Below are 15811 nucleotides of genomic sequence, written 5' to 3'. Positions count from 1 at the left end.
CCCACATTCCCTCCAAACGATCCCAGGTGGCGCGGGGTGGAGCAGCCCGGTAGCTCGTCAGGCTCATAACCTGAAGGTCACAGGTTCAAATCCTGTCCCCGCAACCAAACACAAAAGCCCGCCCCGGAAATAACCAGGGCGGGCTTTTTCGTGTCTCAAGCGTCCCTTCCGCGCAGGCTCCGCCGGTGAAGCAGGACGATGCCGAGACCGAGGACGACCACGGTCGCGGCGGCGGCCAGACTGAGGATGCGCTCCACCAGCGGCGTGTAGATGCCGCGGGCTGCATCGTAGCCGTAGCACAGCAGGGTGAGGCGATCGGCCAGGGTGCTGCCCCGCCCCTCCCCCGCCTCGATCAGCGCGAGGCGCAGGTCGCGGCCGTTGAGGGCCAGGGGCGACAGCACCTGCGCGACGCGTCCTTCCGGCGTCAACAGGATCGCGGCGGCCGGATGGGCGATGCTGTCGCTGTCGCGGTCCACGATGTAGCGATAGCCCAGTGCTCCGGTCAGGCGCGCGATGGCCTGCGCATCGCCCACGAGCGCCCGTGCCGCCACCGGCCCACCCGACGATGCCTGCGGCATGCGTCGCGCCGCTTCGGCGTCGTCCTTCGGGTCGAGGCCGACCAGGACGAAGCTGACGTCGCGGTCGGGCGCGAGCCCGCTGGCCGCGAGGGCCGCTGCGGACATCGCCAGCATCGGATCGCAGACATTGGCGCAGGTGTAATCGACGGGCAGCAACAGGGTCGCCCGTCCGCCCATCGCCGCCCCCAGCGTGGTCGCTCCCGTCGCCGCATCGGTGAAGGCCAGATCCAGGTCCACCCGGGCATCGGCCGCGGGTGCGACGGCGACGCGCGCGAGGTCGTTCTCCGCCAGGCGCGCCCACCCGATGCCGGGCAGCACGACCGATCCCATCAGGCCGAACAACAGGGCGGACGCCAGTCGCGAGGTCATCCGGATCGCCCGTATCGGGTCGCGAACGCGCATGGGGATCGTGTGGTCGGTCCTGAGGTCTCGGCCGGCCCGGTGGCTTGCGCGCCCACATCCCAGGGCACCCAGGGCGGGGACATCTCTGCGGACGGCACTCTCATGACGGCAAGCGGATACGCGGCCCAAACGTTCCCCGACCTCCTCCCCCCGACTTCCTCCCCGATGACCGGCCTGCCAACCCGTATGGGCTGCCGCCGCGGAGTGAACCGGTGCCTCCGGCCTGTGGTTGTCGTCGGAAACCTGGGCTGTGGAAAGCGGATGAGACGGCATCGTGACACCCCGCGCCCGACCGTGCTGTCAGGTCGGCGCCGCTCCTGATGGCGCAACTGTTCGCGCCCGGGGCCGACGCGCTCCTGCGCCTCGCGGTCCTGTCCGGGGCGGCCCTGCTCGCCGGGGGCGCCGTCGTGGTCGCGGGGATCGCGCGCTCGGACTACGTCACCGGCGTCGGGATCGCACCGGCCCAGCCGGTGCCCTTCAGCCACAAGCACCATGCGGGGGAACTCGGCATCGATTGCCGCTACTGCCACACCACCGTGGAGACCCAGGCCAGCGCCGGGCTGCCGCCGACCCAGACCTGCATGACCTGCCATTCGCAGATCTGGACCGGGTCGGACATGCTCAAGCCCGTGCGCGACAGCTTTGCCAGCGGTGAGCCGTTGCGCTGGACACGGCTGAACAAGCTTCCGCAATACGTCTACTACAACCACGCGGTGCACGTGACCAAGGGGATTGGCTGCTCCACCTGCCACGGGGATGTCACGACCATGCAGATGACCTTCCGTGCCAACGCGTTCGAGATGCGCTTCTGCCTCGATTGCCACCGGGCGCCGGACCGATACGTGCGCCCACCCGATCAGGTCTGGAACATGAACTGGAGTCCGCCCGCCGATCAGGCCACGCGGGGGCCGGAACTCGTGGCGAAAAACCACATTCACGGCGGCGACCGGCTCACCGAATGCGGGATCTGTCACCGCTGATGGCCGATGCCCACGACCTCGCGCATCTGCGCCGCTGCCTCGCGTCCGGGGATGGACCCGCCTTCTGGCGCAGCCTCGACGCGGTCGCGGAGACCAGCGCCTTTCAGGCCTATCTCCGATCCGAGTTTCCGGGGGCGCTGGCTCTCGCGCAGGGACCGGAACGGCGCGGCTTCCTCAAGCTGATGGCGGCCTCCTTCGCGCTTGCCGGCCTCTCGGCCTGCGATGCCTTCGACGGTCGCGGGCGCGAGGTGCCCTACGTGGTGCAGCCCGAGCGCATCGTGGCGAGCGCTCCCCTCGCCTACGCCTCCTCGGCGCTGTTCGACGGCTTTGCCAACGGCATCCTGGTCACCACCCGCAACGGCCGGCCCCTGAAGGTCGAGGGCAATCCCGAGCATCCCTGGAGCCGGGGCGGCACCGACGTTCTGGCCCAGGCCTCGGTGCTCGGGCTCTACGATCCGTTCCGCAGCCAGGCGGTCCAGCATCTCGGCCGCCCCTCCGCGTGGGCGGCCTTTCGCGGGGCGCTGCTGCCGCGCCTGACGACCCTGCGCGAGACCGGGGGCGCCGGCTTCCACCTCCTCACCGGTCCGGTCACGTCGCCGTCGCTGGCCGCCGGGATCGCGCGGCTGCGCGCGGCCTATCCGGGCCTGCGCTGGCACGTCGCCGAGACGGTGCCGCGCACGGGCCTCTACGAGGGTGCGCGGCAGGCCTATGGCCGGCCCCTCGAGACGCAGATCCGATTCGACCGGGCCCACACCCTGGTTGCCCTCGATGGCGACTTCCTGGAGGTCGGGCCGGGGCAGGTCGGCCTGTCCCGACGCTGGATCGAGGCGCGCCGGGCGGCGCAGGCCGCGGGCGGTCTCCTCACCCTCCACGCGGCCGCCTCCACGCCGGGCCTGACCAGCAGCAAGGCCGACCACACCCTCGCGGCCGAGCCCGACGACCTCGTGCGCCTCGCGCACAACCTGCTGCGTCTGGCGGAGGGCGGCCGGCCGGAGGTCCCGGATGGACCGATGGCGGCCTGGATCGCACGAACTGGCGCGGCCCTGCTGGCCGATCGCGGACGCAGCGTCGTCACCGCGGGCCTCGGCCAGCCGGCGGAGGTCCATGCCCTCGTGCACCGGATCAACGGGGCGCTGGGAAACACCGGCGTCACGGTGCTGCACACCGCACCGGTTCCGGTCCAGGGCGCCGAGAGCCTGTCGGACCTCGTCGATGCGATGGCACGGGGGAGCGTCGGCACCCTGCTGATGCTCGGGGTCAATCCCGCCTATGCCGCGCCGGGCGATCTCGCCTTCGCCGAACGGCTGTCGCGGGTGCCGTTCAAGATTCATGCGGCCGCCTATTTCGACGAGACCGCGGCCCATGCCGACTGGCACCTGCCCCTGGCCCACCCGCTGGAAAGCTGGGGCGATGCGCGTTCCCTCGACGGCACGGTGGGGCTGATCCAGCCGACCGTGGCACCGCTCTATGGTGGCCGTTCGGCCCACGAAATCCTGACCCTGTTCGGGGCCGAGGCGCCGGCAAACGAAGCGTCCGCGCCTCAGGCGCCCGGAACACAAGGGCCCGGAACACAAGGGCCCGGAACACAAGGGCCCGGAACACAAGGGCCCGCAAACGAAGCGTCCGTGAACGAGGGAGCGCCACAGGGGCGCGTCCTGCTGGAGCGCCAGTGGCGCGGCCCGGACGAGGGCGACGCCGCCTTCGCGGCGCGCTTCAGCGAGGCCCTGCGCCTCGGCTTCCTGCCCGATTCCGCGCTGGCGGTGGAAGCCGTCACCCTCTCCGGCGGTGTCGTGCCGGCGCCGAGCACGGATTCGGGGGACAGGATCGCCCTCGTCTTCCGCCCCGATCCCTGCGTCTGGGATGGAGCGGAGGCCGATCTCGGCTGGCTCCAGGAACTGCCGAAACCGCTCACCAAGGTGGTGTGGGAGAACGTGGTCGCGCTGAGCCCGACGCTCGCCGAACGCCTCCGTCTCTCCACCGGCGACATCGTCGCGGTGGAGGCGAACGGTCGGCGCCTGGAGGGGGCCGCCTGGATCCTGCCGGGGCAGGCCGAGCGCACGGTGACGCTGACCCTGGGCTATGGTCGGCGGGTGCCGGACCATCTCGCCCACGGGCTGGGCTACGATGCCAACGCGCTCCGGTCGAGCGCCACGCCCTACGGGCTCTCCGGCGTGACCCTGACCCGGACCGGCCGCCATGCGAAGCCGGTGACGACCCAGGACCTCGGCACGATGCAGGGGCACGACTTCGTGCGCGTGCAGGCGGTGGGGGCGCCGAGCGTCGGCGATCCACCGGGCGCGGCCGTGCCGTCCTTCTACCCCGAGGCGCCGTCGGCGGGGCGGGGCGAGGCATCGGCGGGCGGCAGGAGCGCCCGGGCCTGGGGCATGGTGATCGACCTCGACGCCTGCATCGGCTGCAATGCCTGCCTCACCGCCTGTCAGTCCGAGAACAACATCCCGGTGGTGGGGCGCGAGGAGGTGGCGCGTGGGCGTTGGATGAACTGGCTTCGGGTCGACCGCTACTACGCGGGCGGGCTCGACGCGCCGAAGACCCATTTCCAGCCCGTGCCCTGCATGCATTGCGAGCAGGCGCCCTGCGAGCTCGGCTGCCCGGTGGAGGCGACGGTGCACGACAGCGAGGGCCTGAATCTGCAGGTCTACAACCGCTGCATCGGCACCCGCACCTGCCAGAGCTACTGCCCCTACAAGGTCCGGCGCTTCAACTTCCTCGACTATACCGGCGGGGCGGCGCCGGTGGAGCAGCAGCAGCGCAATCCGGAGGTCACCGTGCGGGCGCGCGGCGTGATGGAGAAGTGCACCTACTGCCTCCAGCGCATCGCCGGCGCGCGCATCGATTCGGCCAAGGACGCGCATGCGCCGATCCCCGACGGGGTGGTGGAGACTGCCTGCCAGGGCGCCTGCCCGACCCGGGCCATCGTGTTCGGCGATCTCGCGGACGATGCGAGCCGGGTCGCCGCGGCACGCCGGGACCCGCGCAACTACGCCCTGCTCGGCGACCTCAACACCCGCCCCCGCACCACCTACCTCGCCAGCCTGGCGCCGGGGGCGCCCGATGCCGAGCCGGGTCGGGAGGGCTGAGCGGCATGGCCGACGCGGTCCTCGGTCCCGAGACCTCGACCCGCTCCGGCGCCGCGATCGCGCGCGCGATCGCGGTGCGGGCCCTGCACAATCCGCCGGGACGGCGCTGGTGGATCGCCTTCGCGGCGGCGTCCGGCCTGCTCGCCCTGTTCTTCGGGGTGATCCTCGTCCTGCTCTTCACCGGCGTCGGGATCTGGAACAACAACAATGCCGTGGTGTGGGCGCTGGACATCGCCTCCTACGATTGGTGGATCGGCATCGCCTGCGGCAGCGTCGTGGTCGCCGGAACCCTGCGCCTCACCGATGCGCCCTGGCGCGGCGCGATCAACCGGATCGCGGAGACGAATGCGCTTCTCTGCACCCTCGCGGCCGGGCTCTACCCGATCATCCATCTCGGGCGCCCGTGGTTCTTCTACTGGAACCTGCCCTATCCCAACACGCTGGGGCTGTGGCCGCAATTCCGCTCGCCCCTGGTCTGGGACGCCGTCGACATCGTCAGCTTCCTCGTGGTGACGGTGAGCCTCTGGTATCTCGGCCTGTTGCCCGATCTCGCGACCCTGCGCGACCGGGCCTATGCCGAGGCCGAGATCAAGTCCCGGCGCGCCGGGCGTCCGCGCCGCTGGCCGAGGTTGAAGGCCCAGGCCTATGGCATCGCGGCGGCGGGCTGGCGCGGCTCCGCCTCGCACTGGCAGCTCTGGGGGCAGGCCTACCGCATCGTCGCGCTGCTCGGCCTGCTCCTCGTGGTCGCGCTCCAGACCGGGGCTTCCGTGATGTTCGCCGGCTCCGTCCTTCCCGGCTGGCACGACACGATCCTGCCCGTCACCGAGTTGGTGAACGCGGTGTTCTCCGGCGTGGCCGTCATCGCCGCCCTGGCGGTGCTGATCCGCGCCGTCTACGGCCTCGACGATCTGATCACCGAGCGGCACGTCGAGCGTCTCGCCCGGCTTCTCCTCGGCCTCGGCCTCGCCAGCCTGTACTGCCACGGGGCCGAGTTCCTGTCCGGCTTCCTGCACGGCGACGCCTTCGAGCGGGCGACCCTGGTGCGGCGGCTCACCGGGGCGCAGGCCTGGGCGTTCTGGACCGTGCTGACCTGCGCGCTGCTCCCCGTCCACCTGTTCTGGTGGGCGCGCTTCCGGCGCTCGGGCCCGACGCTGGCCCTAGTGGGCGGCCTCGTGGCGATCGGAGCCTATGCGGACCACGTCATGGTGCTGGTGGTGACCCTCTCGCACGATTTCCTGCCCTCCTCCGCCCTCGCGTATCGGGTCGGGCTGTGGGGCGTGGCGACGTTTGCCGGCTCGGTGGGTCTGTTCCTCGTGCTGCTGCTCCTGGTCCTGCGCACGCTGCCGGTGCTCTCGATCGCCGACCTGCGCGCAGCTGCGCCGGCCGAGCCGCGCGCCCCGGCCGGACCCGTGCCCGCCGACCGGCCGGTCGGCGCCGAGACGCCGCTTTGGGGCGTCAGTGCCGAGTTCGACACCGAGGCGGACATGGCCTGTGCCATGCGCGCTTTGGCCCGCCCCCATCCCCATCACGGCACGACGGTGCGCCTCGATGCCTTCGGCCCCGTGCCGATGCCGGATGCCCTGGACGGGCTCGCGCGCCGGAACCGCTCGATCCTCCCCTATGCCCTGGGCGCGTCGCTGGCCGGCGGCGCGGCCTTCTACGGGATGTGCGTCTACGCGACCGCCTACGGCTACGTCTTCGATGTCGGCGGGCGGCCGCGCTTCTCCTGGCCCTCGTTCGTGGTGCCGAGCCTGTCCTTCGGCGTGATGTGCGGGACGCTGGCCGTGCACACGGTCTTCCTGTTCGTGAACCGCCTGCCGCGTCTCAACCACCCGGCCTTCAACATCCCGGAATTCGGGCGGGCGTCGCAGGACCGCTACTTCCTGGCCGCCGAGGCCCGTAGCACCGACTTCGACGCGGCGCGCATCGAGCGCCGACTCGTGAGCCTTCCCGAGGGAGGCGGACGTCCCCTCGCCATCCGGCGGGTGCCGCGATGAGGCGCTGGCTCGACCCTGGTCTCCCCCTCGTCCTGTCCGTGAGCCTGTCCCTGACCTTGGCCGGCTGCGGCGAGGCGAACATGCGCGATCAGGCCAAGGCCAACACCTGGGACGCCAACCGCTTTTTCCCGCAGGGCATGACCATGCGCGAACCCGTGGCCGGGACCGTGCCCCGCACCGATCCGGCCCGTTTCGTGCCGCGCCCGGCCGTCATCGACGCGGCCCTTCTGGCGCGGGGCCGGGAGCGCTACGGCATCGCCTGCACGCCCTGTCACGGTCGCAGCGGCGACGGTCGGGGCATGATCGTGGCGCGCGGCTTTCCCGCCGCGCCGTCCTTCGCCGACGCGCGCCTGCGGGGCGCCAGCGCCGACGCGCTCTACAGGGCGATCACCCAAGGGCACGGTGCGATGTTCGGCATGGGCGCGCAGGTGGCCCCGGCCGACCGCTGGGCCATCGTCGCCTATATCCGCGCCCTGCAGTTGAGCCAGGGCGCGGCGGTGGCGGATCTGCCGGAGTTGGACCGGACCCGGCTCGCGGAGACCGCCCGATGAGCGCCGGCCGCTCGCTCGCCGCACTCCTGGCCGGCCTTGCCGCCTTCGGCCTCGCCGTCCGTCTCGGCGATTGGCAGGCGTCCTATCTGGCCGCGTGGCTTGGCCTCCTGGCCCTGCCGCTGGGCGCCCTCCCCCTGGCGGCGGGCCTCGATGCGCTCGCGCCCCGAGGATTCCTGTCCCTGCGCCCGTCTCTGCGGCGCTGCCTCGGGCTGATGCCGGTGGCAGCCCTCCTCGCCCTCCCCCTCGTCGGGGTGGTGCCGGCGCTCTATCCCTTCGCCGGCGGAACCCCCGCCGCGACCCCACTCGCCGAAATCTGGCTGACCACCCCGTTCTTCGCCGCGCGGATCGTCGCCGCCCTCGCCCTCTGGGTCTGGCTCTGTCTCCGGGTCGCCGCCGGCCGTGGACCGGTCGCCCTGGTGCTCGGCCTGCACGCCGTGCTGGCGACCCTCGTGAGCTTCGACCTCGTCACCGCCCTCGACCCCCGCCTCGGCTCCAGCCTGATCGGCCTCCTCATGATGGTGGCCTGGAGCGGTGCGGCCCTTGCCGCGGCGCTTCTGGTTCTACCGCCCGGCAAGCGCCCCGAGGCCGGGCTGCTGCCGCTCGCCCTGTTGCTGGCGGCCTGGGTCTTCCTGCACTTCGTGCAGTTCTTCGTCGTCTGGTCCGCCAACCTGCCCGCGGAGGTGTCCTGGTACCTGGCGCGCGGCGGCCTCCTGGGGCGCGCCCTCAGCGTCGCGGGCGGAGCCGTCGCGGTGTTCGCCGCCCTCCTGACCTTGCGGCCGGGGCCGTGGACGACCCGAGTCCTGGCGGGGCTCGCCCTCGTGGTCCATGGCGCCGAGATGGCCTGGCTCGTCACCCCGGCTTCGCGCGGGGGCTTCGTGGTCACGGGGCAGGATGGCCTCGCCGGATTCGCCGTCGCCTTCCTCGCCCTCGGCCTCGCTTCCCATCCCGCTCTGCGCCACCCCGCTCGCCTCGCCCCGGAGAGACCCGCATGAGCGCGCCGAACGACACCCGCTGCTCGAGCCTCGGCCTCCTCCCGGCGATCCTGGCCGGCCTGATCCTGCGTCGCACCGGCGCCGTGCCGGCCCGCGCCGCCGAGGCTTCAGGCTCCGAACCTCCGGCGCAGGACTGGGATTACGAGCACAGCGACGCCGCGGCCAGCAAGACCGCCTGGGTGATGCTCGGCCTCGCCGGCGCCGTGCTCGCCACCATCGGCGCGGTCCTGCTTCTCGACCACGTCGTCCTCGGCCACCAGCGCCGCGCCCTGCCCCCGCTCACCCCCCAGCAGATCGTGGCGATCCGGCCGCCGCCCCCGAACCTGCAGCCCGATCCCTATGCGGATATCGACGCGAAGGAGGCGGACGAAGCCGGCCGCCTGTCCGGCTACGCCTATCTCGACGCGTCCCGCACCCGTGCCCGCATCCCGATCGACCGGGCCATGGCGCTGATGGCCGGCCGGTCCTTCGACCCGGAACCCCCGCGGGTCCCGGCGCCATGAAGGCCCAATCCGCCCTCGCGCTCTGGCCCCCGGCCGCCTCGGCCACGGCGGTCGAGACCGACCACATCATCCTCGGCTTCACGGTGCTGACCCTGCTCCTCACGGTGCCGGTCTTCCTCGCCATCACGTATTTCGCCCTGCGCTACCGGGCCGGCGAGCAGGTCGACCGCAGCACCGACGAGCGCCGCAGTTTCCTGATCGAGATCAGCTGGATGCTGATCCCCTACGGGCTGACGCTGATCTTCTTCGGCTGGGGCGCCAAGCTCTTCATCGAGTCCCGCCATCCGCCGCCGGGGGCCATGGTGGTGGAGGCGGTGGGCCGCCAATGGATGTGGAAGTTCCAGCATCCGACCGGCCAGTCCGAGATCAACGACCTGCACCTGCCGATCGACCAGCCGGTCCGCATCCGCATCACCAGCCAGGACGTGATCCACGCCCTCTACCTGCCGGCCCTGCGCCTGCAGATCGCCGCCCTGCCCGACCGGACGACGGAGATATGGTTCAAGGCGGACCGCACCGGGACCTATCGGCTCTACTGCTCGGAATATTGCGGCACCGACCACTCGGTCATGGACGGCAACCTGACCCTGATGACCCAGGCCGAGTACCAGCACTGGCTCACCCATGCGGGCGCGCAGCAATCGAACGTGGCAGCGGGCCGCGTCCTGTACGAGTCCTATGGCTGCGCCGGCTGCCACGACGGCGCGGTCGCGGGTGTGAAGGCGCCGTCCCTCGCCGGCCTCTACGGCCGCCCGGTCCACCTCGCCGATGGCCGCACCCTCACGGCGGATGAGGACTACATCCGGGCCAAGATCCTCAACCCCAACGCCAACCGGCTCGCCGGCGGCGGCAAGCAGGTGATGCCGAGCTTTCGCGGGGTGATCCCGGCCGACGACCTCGACCGTCTCGTCGGCTACCTCAGATCCTATGATCGCGTCGCCGAAGGCATGCCCCAGGAAACGTCTCGAGGAACCCCCCGATGAGCAGCGCCGGAACCCTGCACGGCGACGCCGCCGCGCGCGATCCTCACATCCCGGCGCCGACCCTGGACCGGCCGGAGGATTATCTCCACGCCGAATCGACCCTGCGCTCGTGGTTCTTCACCACCGACCACAAGCGCATCGCGCTCCTGTATCTGGCCAGCATCACCGCCTTCTTCGTCATCGGCGCGGTGGCGGCCGGCTTCGTGCGCCTCGCCCTCGTCGTGCCGAACGGCGCGATCATGACCAACGACACCTACAACAAGGCCTTCACCATCCACGGGGTGGTGATGGTGTGGTTCTTCCTCATTCCGTCGATTCCGAACACCTTCGGCAACTTCCTGATCCCGCTGATGATCGGGGCCAAGGACCTCGCCTTCCCGCGGCTCAACCTGGCGAGCTGGTACGTCTTCATGGCCGGCGCCCTGTTCACCCTGGTCTCGGTGGTGCTGGGCGGGGTCGATACCGGCTGGACCTTCTACGCGCCGCTCTCCACCGCCTTCTCGAACACCTGGGTGCTGCCCGCGCTCATCGGCGTCACCATCGTGGGGTTCTCCTCGATCCTGACGGGGCTCAACTTCGTCGTCACCATCCACACCATGCGGGCGCCCGGCATGACCTGGTTCCGCCTGCCGATCTTCGTCTGGACCCACTACGCCACCAGCCTGATCTTCCTGTTGGCGACCCCCGTCATCACCATCGCGCTGATCCTGCTCATCGCCGAGCGGGCCTTCCACGTGGGTGTGTTCGACCCGGCCTATGGCGGTGACCCGGTGCTGTTCCAGCACCTGTTCTGGTTCTATTCGCACCCGGCGGTCTACATCATGGTCCTGCCCGGGATGGGGGTCATCTCCGAGATCGTGCCGGCCTTCGCCCAGAAGAAGCTCTTCGGCTACCGCTTCGTCGCCTACGCGGCGATCGGGCTCGCCTCCGTGACGTTCTTCGTCTGGGGCCACCACATGTTCGTCAACGGGCAGAGCGACCTCGCCTCGCTGGCCTTCTCGGCCCTGTCCTTCGCGGTGGCGGTGCCCTCGGCGGTCAAGGTCTACAACTGGACCGCCACCATCCACAAAGGCCGCCTGCGCCTCGACACCCCAATGCTGTACGCCATGGGCTATATCGGCCTGTTCGTGCTCGGCGGGTTGACGGGGCTCTACCTCGCGACGCTGGCCATCAACCAGCACGTCCATGCCACCTACTTCGTGGTGGCGCATTTCCACTACATCATGGTCGGCGGCACGGTGCTGGCTTTCCTCGGCGCGCTGCACTTCTGGTGGCCGAAGATCACCGGGCGGATGTACAGCGAGCCCTGGGGCCGGATCTCGGCGCTGTTCATCTTCCTCGGCTTCAACGTCACCTTCTTCCCGCAATTCATCCTCGGCTATCTCGGCATGCCGCGGCGCTACGCGACCTACCCGCCGGAATTCCAGCTCCTCAACGTGCTGTCCTCGGCGGGCTCGACCATCCTGGCGGCGGGCTACCTCTTCCCGATGGTCTACCTCGTCTATGCCCTGTGGTTCGGGCGCAGGGCACCCGGCAATCCCTGGGACGCCAAGGGGCTCGAATGGGAGACGACCTCCCCGCCCCCGCCGCACAACTTTTCGCAGCCGCCGCAGGTGCCGGAGGTGCCCTACGACTACCCGATCCAGGCGCAGGAGACCGGGAGGCAGCACACATGAGCGCTGATTGCATCGGTGCCGACCCGGTCGGCGTCGCACGCGCCGAGCACTTCGCCACGGTGGCTCAGCAGCGTCATGCCGCCACCCTCGGCATATGGGCCTGGCTGCTCACCGAACTCCTGCTCTTCTCGGGTCTGTTCCTCACGGCGCTGATCCTGCGCCTGCTCCATCCCGAGGCCGTGCAGGCGGCGGCCGGACACCTCAAGTTCTGGATCGGGGCGGTCAACACGGTGGTGCTGCTCTGCTCCAGCCTGACCATATCGGCCGCGATCGAACTCTCGCGTCTCGGCTGGCAGCGGCTGATGGTCGGCTGCCTCCTCGCCACCGCCAGCCTCGGCCTGCTGTTCCTGGTGCTGAAGGGCTACGAGTATGTCGCCGATTACGAGGAGCACATGATGCCCTTCCTGGCCCGCCGGCCCTATGCGCTGGCCGAACAGCCGGCGACGCGGCTCTTCGTCAATCTCTATTACGTGGCGACCGCACTGCACGCGGTCCATCTCGTCACCGGCATCGCCATCCTGCTCGGACTCACCTGGAAGGCCTCGCGTCCCGGATTCCTGCTGCGGCACCAGAACTGGATCGAGGTCTACGGCCTGTACTGGCACTTCATCGACCTGATCTGGATCATCGCCTTCCCGGTGCTCTACGTGGTCAACCGGTAGGAAGACGGCGATGCGCAACCCCTTTCACGCTCTCGGTCCCCAGGCTCTCGGTCCCCAGGATCGCGCCCTCCTGTGGAGCCGCCTGCGCAGGCCGGTCCGCACCTTCCTGGCGCTCCTGGCCCTGCTCGCCGTGAACGTGACGCTCGGGGCCACGCGGCCCTTCGCCCAGGCCTGGATCGTCGAACTCGCGGTGGTCGCCGTGATGGCGGCGATCATCATCCTGGTGTCGATGGAGGTCCGCCACGAGGCGCCCCTGGTCCGGCTCTTCGCCGGGGTCGGCTTCTTCTGGGTCGCGATTCTGTTCGGGATGACGCTGACCGATTACCTCGCGCGCTGAGGCGCGCCACCGGAGGAGATCGCGTCCCTATGACAAAGGCGGGGCTCGCGCCCCGCCTTTGTCAGCTCAGGTGTTGCGCGGCCCTCAATAGGCTGGGCCGCCCGAGGTGGTGCCGTAATTGGCGGTCGGCTTGTTGTTCTGCTCGGCGTTGCCGGCCTTGGCCGAGTCGTCGGCGCGGCGGCCGAGCGAGCCGGTGGTCACGTCATCGAAGGCGCCGACGACGCGGCTGCCGGGCGCGGCGGCGGCGGGGATGCCGGCCGGGGCGTTGTAGCTCTGCGCGAGGGCGGATGTGGCGGGGGCGCCGAGGGTCAGGACGAGGGCGACGGCGGCGGAAGCAAGACGGGTGTTCATAGCTCTAGTATCCAGATGTACAGGTCCGGTCTCCGTCAAACGATCCTGGATCAAGCTCAGGATGTCCGGGGGCCGTTCTTCTTGGTACAGTCTCGATATAGGCCGGGCTTTTCGAGGACAGCGTGCGCTGCAGCACCCGTTGCATGTGTCGGGCGCATTTCTACCTTCGGTCTTGCCGTTCTTCATGCGCCTGGCGCATCACGCGTCGGAGTGGGCGTCCGAGTGAGCGTCGATGTAGTGGCGCAGGGCGCTGGCGGCATTGAGCATGTGAGCCCGCATGCGCCGGGCCGCCGCCTCGCCGTCGCCCTCCGCGATCGCCGCCAGGATCGCTCCGTGCTCCTCGCGCGAGCCGCGGATGCGGTCGCCGTGGCGCAGCTGCGTCCGGCGGAAGCCCGACAGGCGGGTGCGGAGCGCCAACGCCTGCTCCTTCAGGAAGCCGTTATGCGTCGCGCCGTAGAGCGCCTCGTGGAAGCTGCGGTTCAGGCTGTCGTAGGCGTCGACATCGCCGGCCGCCACCATGGCGCCGGAGAGCGCGTGCAGGTCCATCAGGTGGCTCCGCTCCAGCGGCGTCATCCGGTAGGTGGCGAGCCGCACGCACATCGCCTCGAACTCGGCGGTGGTCTCGAACATGTCCATGATCCGCCCGGGCGTCATGCGCGTGACCACGGCGCCCCGGCGGGGGCGCAGCTCCACCAGCCCGTTGAACGCGAGCTGCCGAAGCGCCTCTCGCACGGGGGTGCGCGAAGCGCCGAAGCGGTCGGCGAGATCCTGCTCGTCGAGGGCGGTGCCGGCAGCCAGACGACCGGCCGCGATCTCGTCGGTGAGCGCGTTGCGGATCTGGTCCGACAGGAGCCCGCGTTCCGTTCCGTGTTCGTCCATCGGGTCGCCTCGCGGAGGCCGGGCGGTGCCCGGCTGCGTATACGGAGGAGCCGCTATAGCACGTCAGATGACGTCACGGAGTCGTTTTCCCCTGGTTCGGGATATCGATGGCCGGAATTCGCGTTATCATGTATACGAAGCGGGTCAGAGTCCGGGAGCCGATCCGATGAGCCAGTGGCAGAAGGAGCGCGACATCCGCGAGGCGCGCCTGGAACGGGCGCGGCCGCACGCGGATGGCAAGGTCGTGCCGGCGTCCCGGGTCGTCGACCTCCTCGAGGCGATCCTCCAGCCGGGCGACCGGGTCTGCCTGGAGGGCGACAACCAGAAGCAGGCCGATTGCCTCGCCCGCGGCCTGTCCGCCTGCGATCCGGCCCGCGTCCACGACCTGCACATGGTGCAGTCCGGCATCGTGCTGCCCGAGCATCTCGATGTTTTCGAACAGGGGATCGCGAAGCGGCTCGACTATTCGTATTCCGGCCCCCAGGGCGCCCGCATCGCCAAGATGCTGTATGGCGGCCAGATCGAACTCGGGGCGGTGCACACCTACCTCGAACTGTTCGCGCGCTACTTCGTCGACCTCACGCCGAACGTGGCCCTGATCGCGGGCGTTTCGGCCGACCGGGACGGCAACCTCTATACCGGCCCCAACACCGAGGACACGCCCACCGTGGTGGAGGCGACCGCCTTCAAGAACGGCGTGGTGGTGGCGCAGGTGAACGACATCGTCGACCGGGTGCCGCGCGTCGACATCCCGGGTGATCGGGTCGACTTCGTGGTGGAGGCCGACACGCCGTTCTACGTCGAGCCGCTCTTCACCCGCGACCCGGCGGCGGTGACCGAGACGCAGATCCTGATGGCCATGATGGCGATCAAGGGCATCTATGCCGCGTACGGCATCCGCCGCCTCAACCACGGCATCGGCTTCGGCACGGCGGCCATCGAATTGCTGCTGCCCACCTACGGCGAACGCCTCGGCCTGAAGGGTCGGATCGCGACCCACTGGGCGCTCAACCCGCATCCGAGCCTGATCCCGGCCATCGAATCCGGCTGGGTGAAGCAGATCCACTGCTTCGGGTCCGAAGTGGGCATGGACAATTACATCCGCGCCCGGCCGGACGTGTTCTTCACCGGCTCCGACGGCTCCCTCCGGTCGAACCGCGCCTTCTGCCAGACGGCGGGGCTCTATGCCTGCGACCTCTTCATCGGCTCGACCCTGCAGATCGATCTCCAGGGCCATTCCTCCACCGTGACCACCAACCGGGTGGCGGGCTTCGGCGGTGCGCCGAACATGGGCTCGGACCCGCACGGCCGGCGCCATCCCTCCGACACCTGGATGAAGGCGGGCCGCGAGGCCGGCGGCACCGGTGATCCGGCCCTGCGGCGCGGACGCAAGCTCGTGGTGCAACTCGTCGAAACCTTCGGCGACAAGCTGGTGCCGGCCTTCGTGGAGCGTCTCGACGCCCTGGAACTGGCCAGAAAGCTCAACCTCGAACTCGCCCCCGTGATGGTCTACGCCGACGATGTCACCCACATCGTCACCGAGGAGGGCATCGCCAACCTGCTGCTGTGCCGGACCCTCGACGAGCGCGAGCAGGCGATCCGCGGGGTCGCCGGCTACACCGATGTGGGCCGGGGCCGCGATCACGCGATGGTCGAGGCGTTGCGCGCGCGAAAGATCATCCAGCGGCCGGAAGACCTCGGCATCGAGCCCCTCGACGCCGACCGCTCGCTGCTCGCGGCGCGCTCGATCAAGGACCTCGTGCACTGGTCGGGCGGGCTCTACGAGCCCCCGGCCAAGTTCCGGAACTGGTGAGGAGGGTTC

The 15811-nt window shown here is 70.3% G+C and carries 14 protein-coding genes and 1 tRNA gene; 12 read left to right on the top strand and 3 right to left on the bottom strand.

The window, feature by feature from the left end; translation table 11 throughout:
* The first annotated feature begins 30 nt into the window (after positions 1 to 30).
* Positions 31 to 107, top strand: a tRNA-Met gene (locus tag J7U37_RS17675).
* 48 nt (positions 108 to 155) lie between these two features.
* On the opposite strand, the gene J7U37_RS17670 is transcribed toward J7U37_RS17675, so the two are convergent.
* Entirely contained in the window at positions 156 to 947 is a 792-nt protein-coding gene (locus tag J7U37_RS17670; RefSeq protein ID WP_244478551.1) for an SCO family protein, read from the bottom strand.
* Between the two features lie 353 nt (positions 948 to 1300).
* Between J7U37_RS17670 and J7U37_RS17665 the strand changes: the two genes are divergently transcribed.
* From J7U37_RS17665 to J7U37_RS17620, 10 genes are read left to right on the top strand one after another with little or no spacing between them, the layout of a single operon-like run.
* A complete protein-coding gene (locus tag J7U37_RS17665; RefSeq protein WP_056190697.1) occupies positions 1301 to 1960 on the top strand; it encodes a cytochrome c3 family protein in 660 nt (219 codons plus the stop codon).
* Positions 1960 to 5058, top strand: coding sequence for a TAT-variant-translocated molybdopterin oxidoreductase (locus J7U37_RS17660; protein ID WP_247636535.1), 3099 nt, complete (start codon positions 1960 to 1962; stop codon positions 5056 to 5058). The genes J7U37_RS17665 and J7U37_RS17660 overlap by 1 nt, the downstream gene beginning before the upstream one ends.
* A gap of 5 nt (positions 5059 to 5063) precedes the next feature.
* Entirely contained in the window at positions 5064 to 7055 is a 1992-nt protein-coding gene (locus J7U37_RS17655; RefSeq protein ID WP_247636534.1) for a quinol:electron acceptor oxidoreductase subunit ActD, read from the top strand.
* Positions 7052 to 7606 (top strand): cytochrome c, encoded by a 555-nt coding sequence (locus tag J7U37_RS17650; RefSeq protein WP_247636533.1) that lies wholly within the window; start codon positions 7052 to 7054, stop codon positions 7604 to 7606. Before J7U37_RS17655 ends, J7U37_RS17650 begins: the two co-directional genes overlap by 4 nt.
* Positions 7603 to 8598, top strand: coding sequence for a hypothetical protein (locus J7U37_RS17645; RefSeq protein WP_247636532.1), 996 nt, complete (start codon positions 7603 to 7605; stop codon positions 8596 to 8598). Before J7U37_RS17650 ends, J7U37_RS17645 begins: the two co-directional genes overlap by 4 nt.
* The gene (locus J7U37_RS17640; protein ID WP_247636531.1) at positions 8595 to 9101 is read left to right on the top strand and encodes a hypothetical protein; all 507 of its coding nucleotides are present in this window, start codon (positions 8595 to 8597) and stop codon (positions 9099 to 9101) included. The genes J7U37_RS17645 and J7U37_RS17640 overlap by 4 nt, the downstream gene beginning before the upstream one ends.
* Positions 9098 to 10084 (top strand): cytochrome c oxidase subunit II, encoded by a 987-nt coding sequence (gene coxB, locus J7U37_RS17635; protein WP_056190689.1) that lies wholly within the window; start codon positions 9098 to 9100, stop codon positions 10082 to 10084. Before J7U37_RS17640 ends, coxB begins: the two co-directional genes overlap by 4 nt.
* Positions 10081 to 11760, top strand: a complete 1680-nt coding sequence (locus J7U37_RS17630) for a cbb3-type cytochrome c oxidase subunit I (RefSeq protein WP_247636530.1) — start codon at positions 10081 to 10083, stop codon at positions 11758 to 11760. Before coxB ends, J7U37_RS17630 begins: the two co-directional genes overlap by 4 nt.
* The gene (locus J7U37_RS17625) at positions 11757 to 12422 is read left to right on the top strand and encodes a cytochrome c oxidase subunit 3 (protein ID WP_247636529.1); all 666 of its coding nucleotides are present in this window, start codon (positions 11757 to 11759) and stop codon (positions 12420 to 12422) included. Before J7U37_RS17630 ends, J7U37_RS17625 begins: the two co-directional genes overlap by 4 nt.
* A gap of 10 nt (positions 12423 to 12432) precedes the next feature.
* Positions 12433 to 12759 (top strand): oxidase, encoded by a 327-nt coding sequence (locus tag J7U37_RS17620; protein WP_247636528.1) that lies wholly within the window; start codon positions 12433 to 12435, stop codon positions 12757 to 12759.
* Positions 12760 to 12843: 84 nt separating this feature from the next.
* Here the strand turns inward: J7U37_RS17620 and J7U37_RS17615 are convergent, their stop codons facing one another.
* Both J7U37_RS17615 and J7U37_RS17610 read right to left on the bottom strand, forming a co-directional pair.
* Positions 12844 to 13110 (bottom strand): hypothetical protein, encoded by a 267-nt coding sequence (locus tag J7U37_RS17615; protein WP_056190679.1) that lies wholly within the window; start codon positions 13108 to 13110, stop codon positions 12844 to 12846.
* A gap of 198 nt (positions 13111 to 13308) precedes the next feature.
* Complete coding sequence (locus J7U37_RS17610) at positions 13309 to 13989, bottom strand: GntR family transcriptional regulator (RefSeq protein ID WP_247636527.1); 681 nt, start codon at positions 13987 to 13989, stop codon at positions 13309 to 13311.
* A 166-nt stretch (positions 13990 to 14155) separates the two neighbouring features.
* Here J7U37_RS17610 and mdcA point away from each other — a divergent pair, with 166 nt between their 5' ends.
* Positions 14156 to 15802: a malonate decarboxylase subunit alpha gene (gene mdcA, locus J7U37_RS17605; protein WP_056190673.1), complete on the top strand. Its 1647-nt coding sequence runs from the start codon at positions 14156 to 14158 to the stop codon at positions 15800 to 15802.
* Positions 15803 to 15811: the final 9 nt, after the last annotated feature.

The organism is Methylobacterium sp. 37f (assembly GCF_023093475.1).
Classification (GTDB): Bacteria; Pseudomonadota; Alphaproteobacteria; order Rhizobiales; family Beijerinckiaceae; genus Methylobacterium.
Note: the sequence above shows the minus strand (reverse complement) of the source record. Positions and strands in the feature narration are given on the sequence as shown.

Coding starts and splice junctions, on each gene's coding strand:
- J7U37_RS17620 (WP_247636528.1), top strand. CDS start 12,433: ATGCGCAACCCCTTTCACGCTCTCGGTCCCCAGGCTCTCGGTCCCCAG.
- mdcA (WP_056190673.1), top strand. CDS start 14,156: ATGAGCCAGTGGCAGAAGGAGCGCGACATCCGCGAGGCGCGCCTGGAA.
- J7U37_RS17665 (WP_056190697.1), top strand. CDS start 1,301: ATGGCGCAACTGTTCGCGCCCGGGGCCGACGCGCTCCTGCGCCTCGCG.
- J7U37_RS17630 (WP_247636530.1), top strand. CDS start 10,081: ATGAGCAGCGCCGGAACCCTGCACGGCGACGCCGCCGCGCGCGATCCT.
- J7U37_RS17615 (WP_056190679.1), bottom strand. CDS start 13,110: ATGAACACCCGTCTTGCTTCCGCCGCCGTCGCCCTCGTCCTGACCCTC.
- J7U37_RS17610 (WP_247636527.1), bottom strand. CDS start 13,989: ATGGACGAACACGGAACGGAACGCGGGCTCCTGTCGGACCAGATCCGC.
- J7U37_RS17660 (WP_247636535.1), top strand. CDS start 1,960: ATGGCCGATGCCCACGACCTCGCGCATCTGCGCCGCTGCCTCGCGTCC.
- coxB (WP_056190689.1), top strand. CDS start 9,098: ATGAAGGCCCAATCCGCCCTCGCGCTCTGGCCCCCGGCCGCCTCGGCC.
- J7U37_RS17625 (WP_247636529.1), top strand. CDS start 11,757: ATGAGCGCTGATTGCATCGGTGCCGACCCGGTCGGCGTCGCACGCGCC.
- J7U37_RS17640 (WP_247636531.1), top strand. CDS start 8,595: ATGAGCGCGCCGAACGACACCCGCTGCTCGAGCCTCGGCCTCCTCCCG.
- J7U37_RS17670 (WP_244478551.1), bottom strand. CDS start 947: ATGACCTCGCGACTGGCGTCCGCCCTGTTGTTCGGCCTGATGGGATCG.
- J7U37_RS17645 (WP_247636532.1), top strand. CDS start 7,603: ATGAGCGCCGGCCGCTCGCTCGCCGCACTCCTGGCCGGCCTTGCCGCC.
- J7U37_RS17655 (WP_247636534.1), top strand. CDS start 5,064: ATGGCCGACGCGGTCCTCGGTCCCGAGACCTCGACCCGCTCCGGCGCC.
- J7U37_RS17650 (WP_247636533.1), top strand. CDS start 7,052: ATGAGGCGCTGGCTCGACCCTGGTCTCCCCCTCGTCCTGTCCGTGAGC.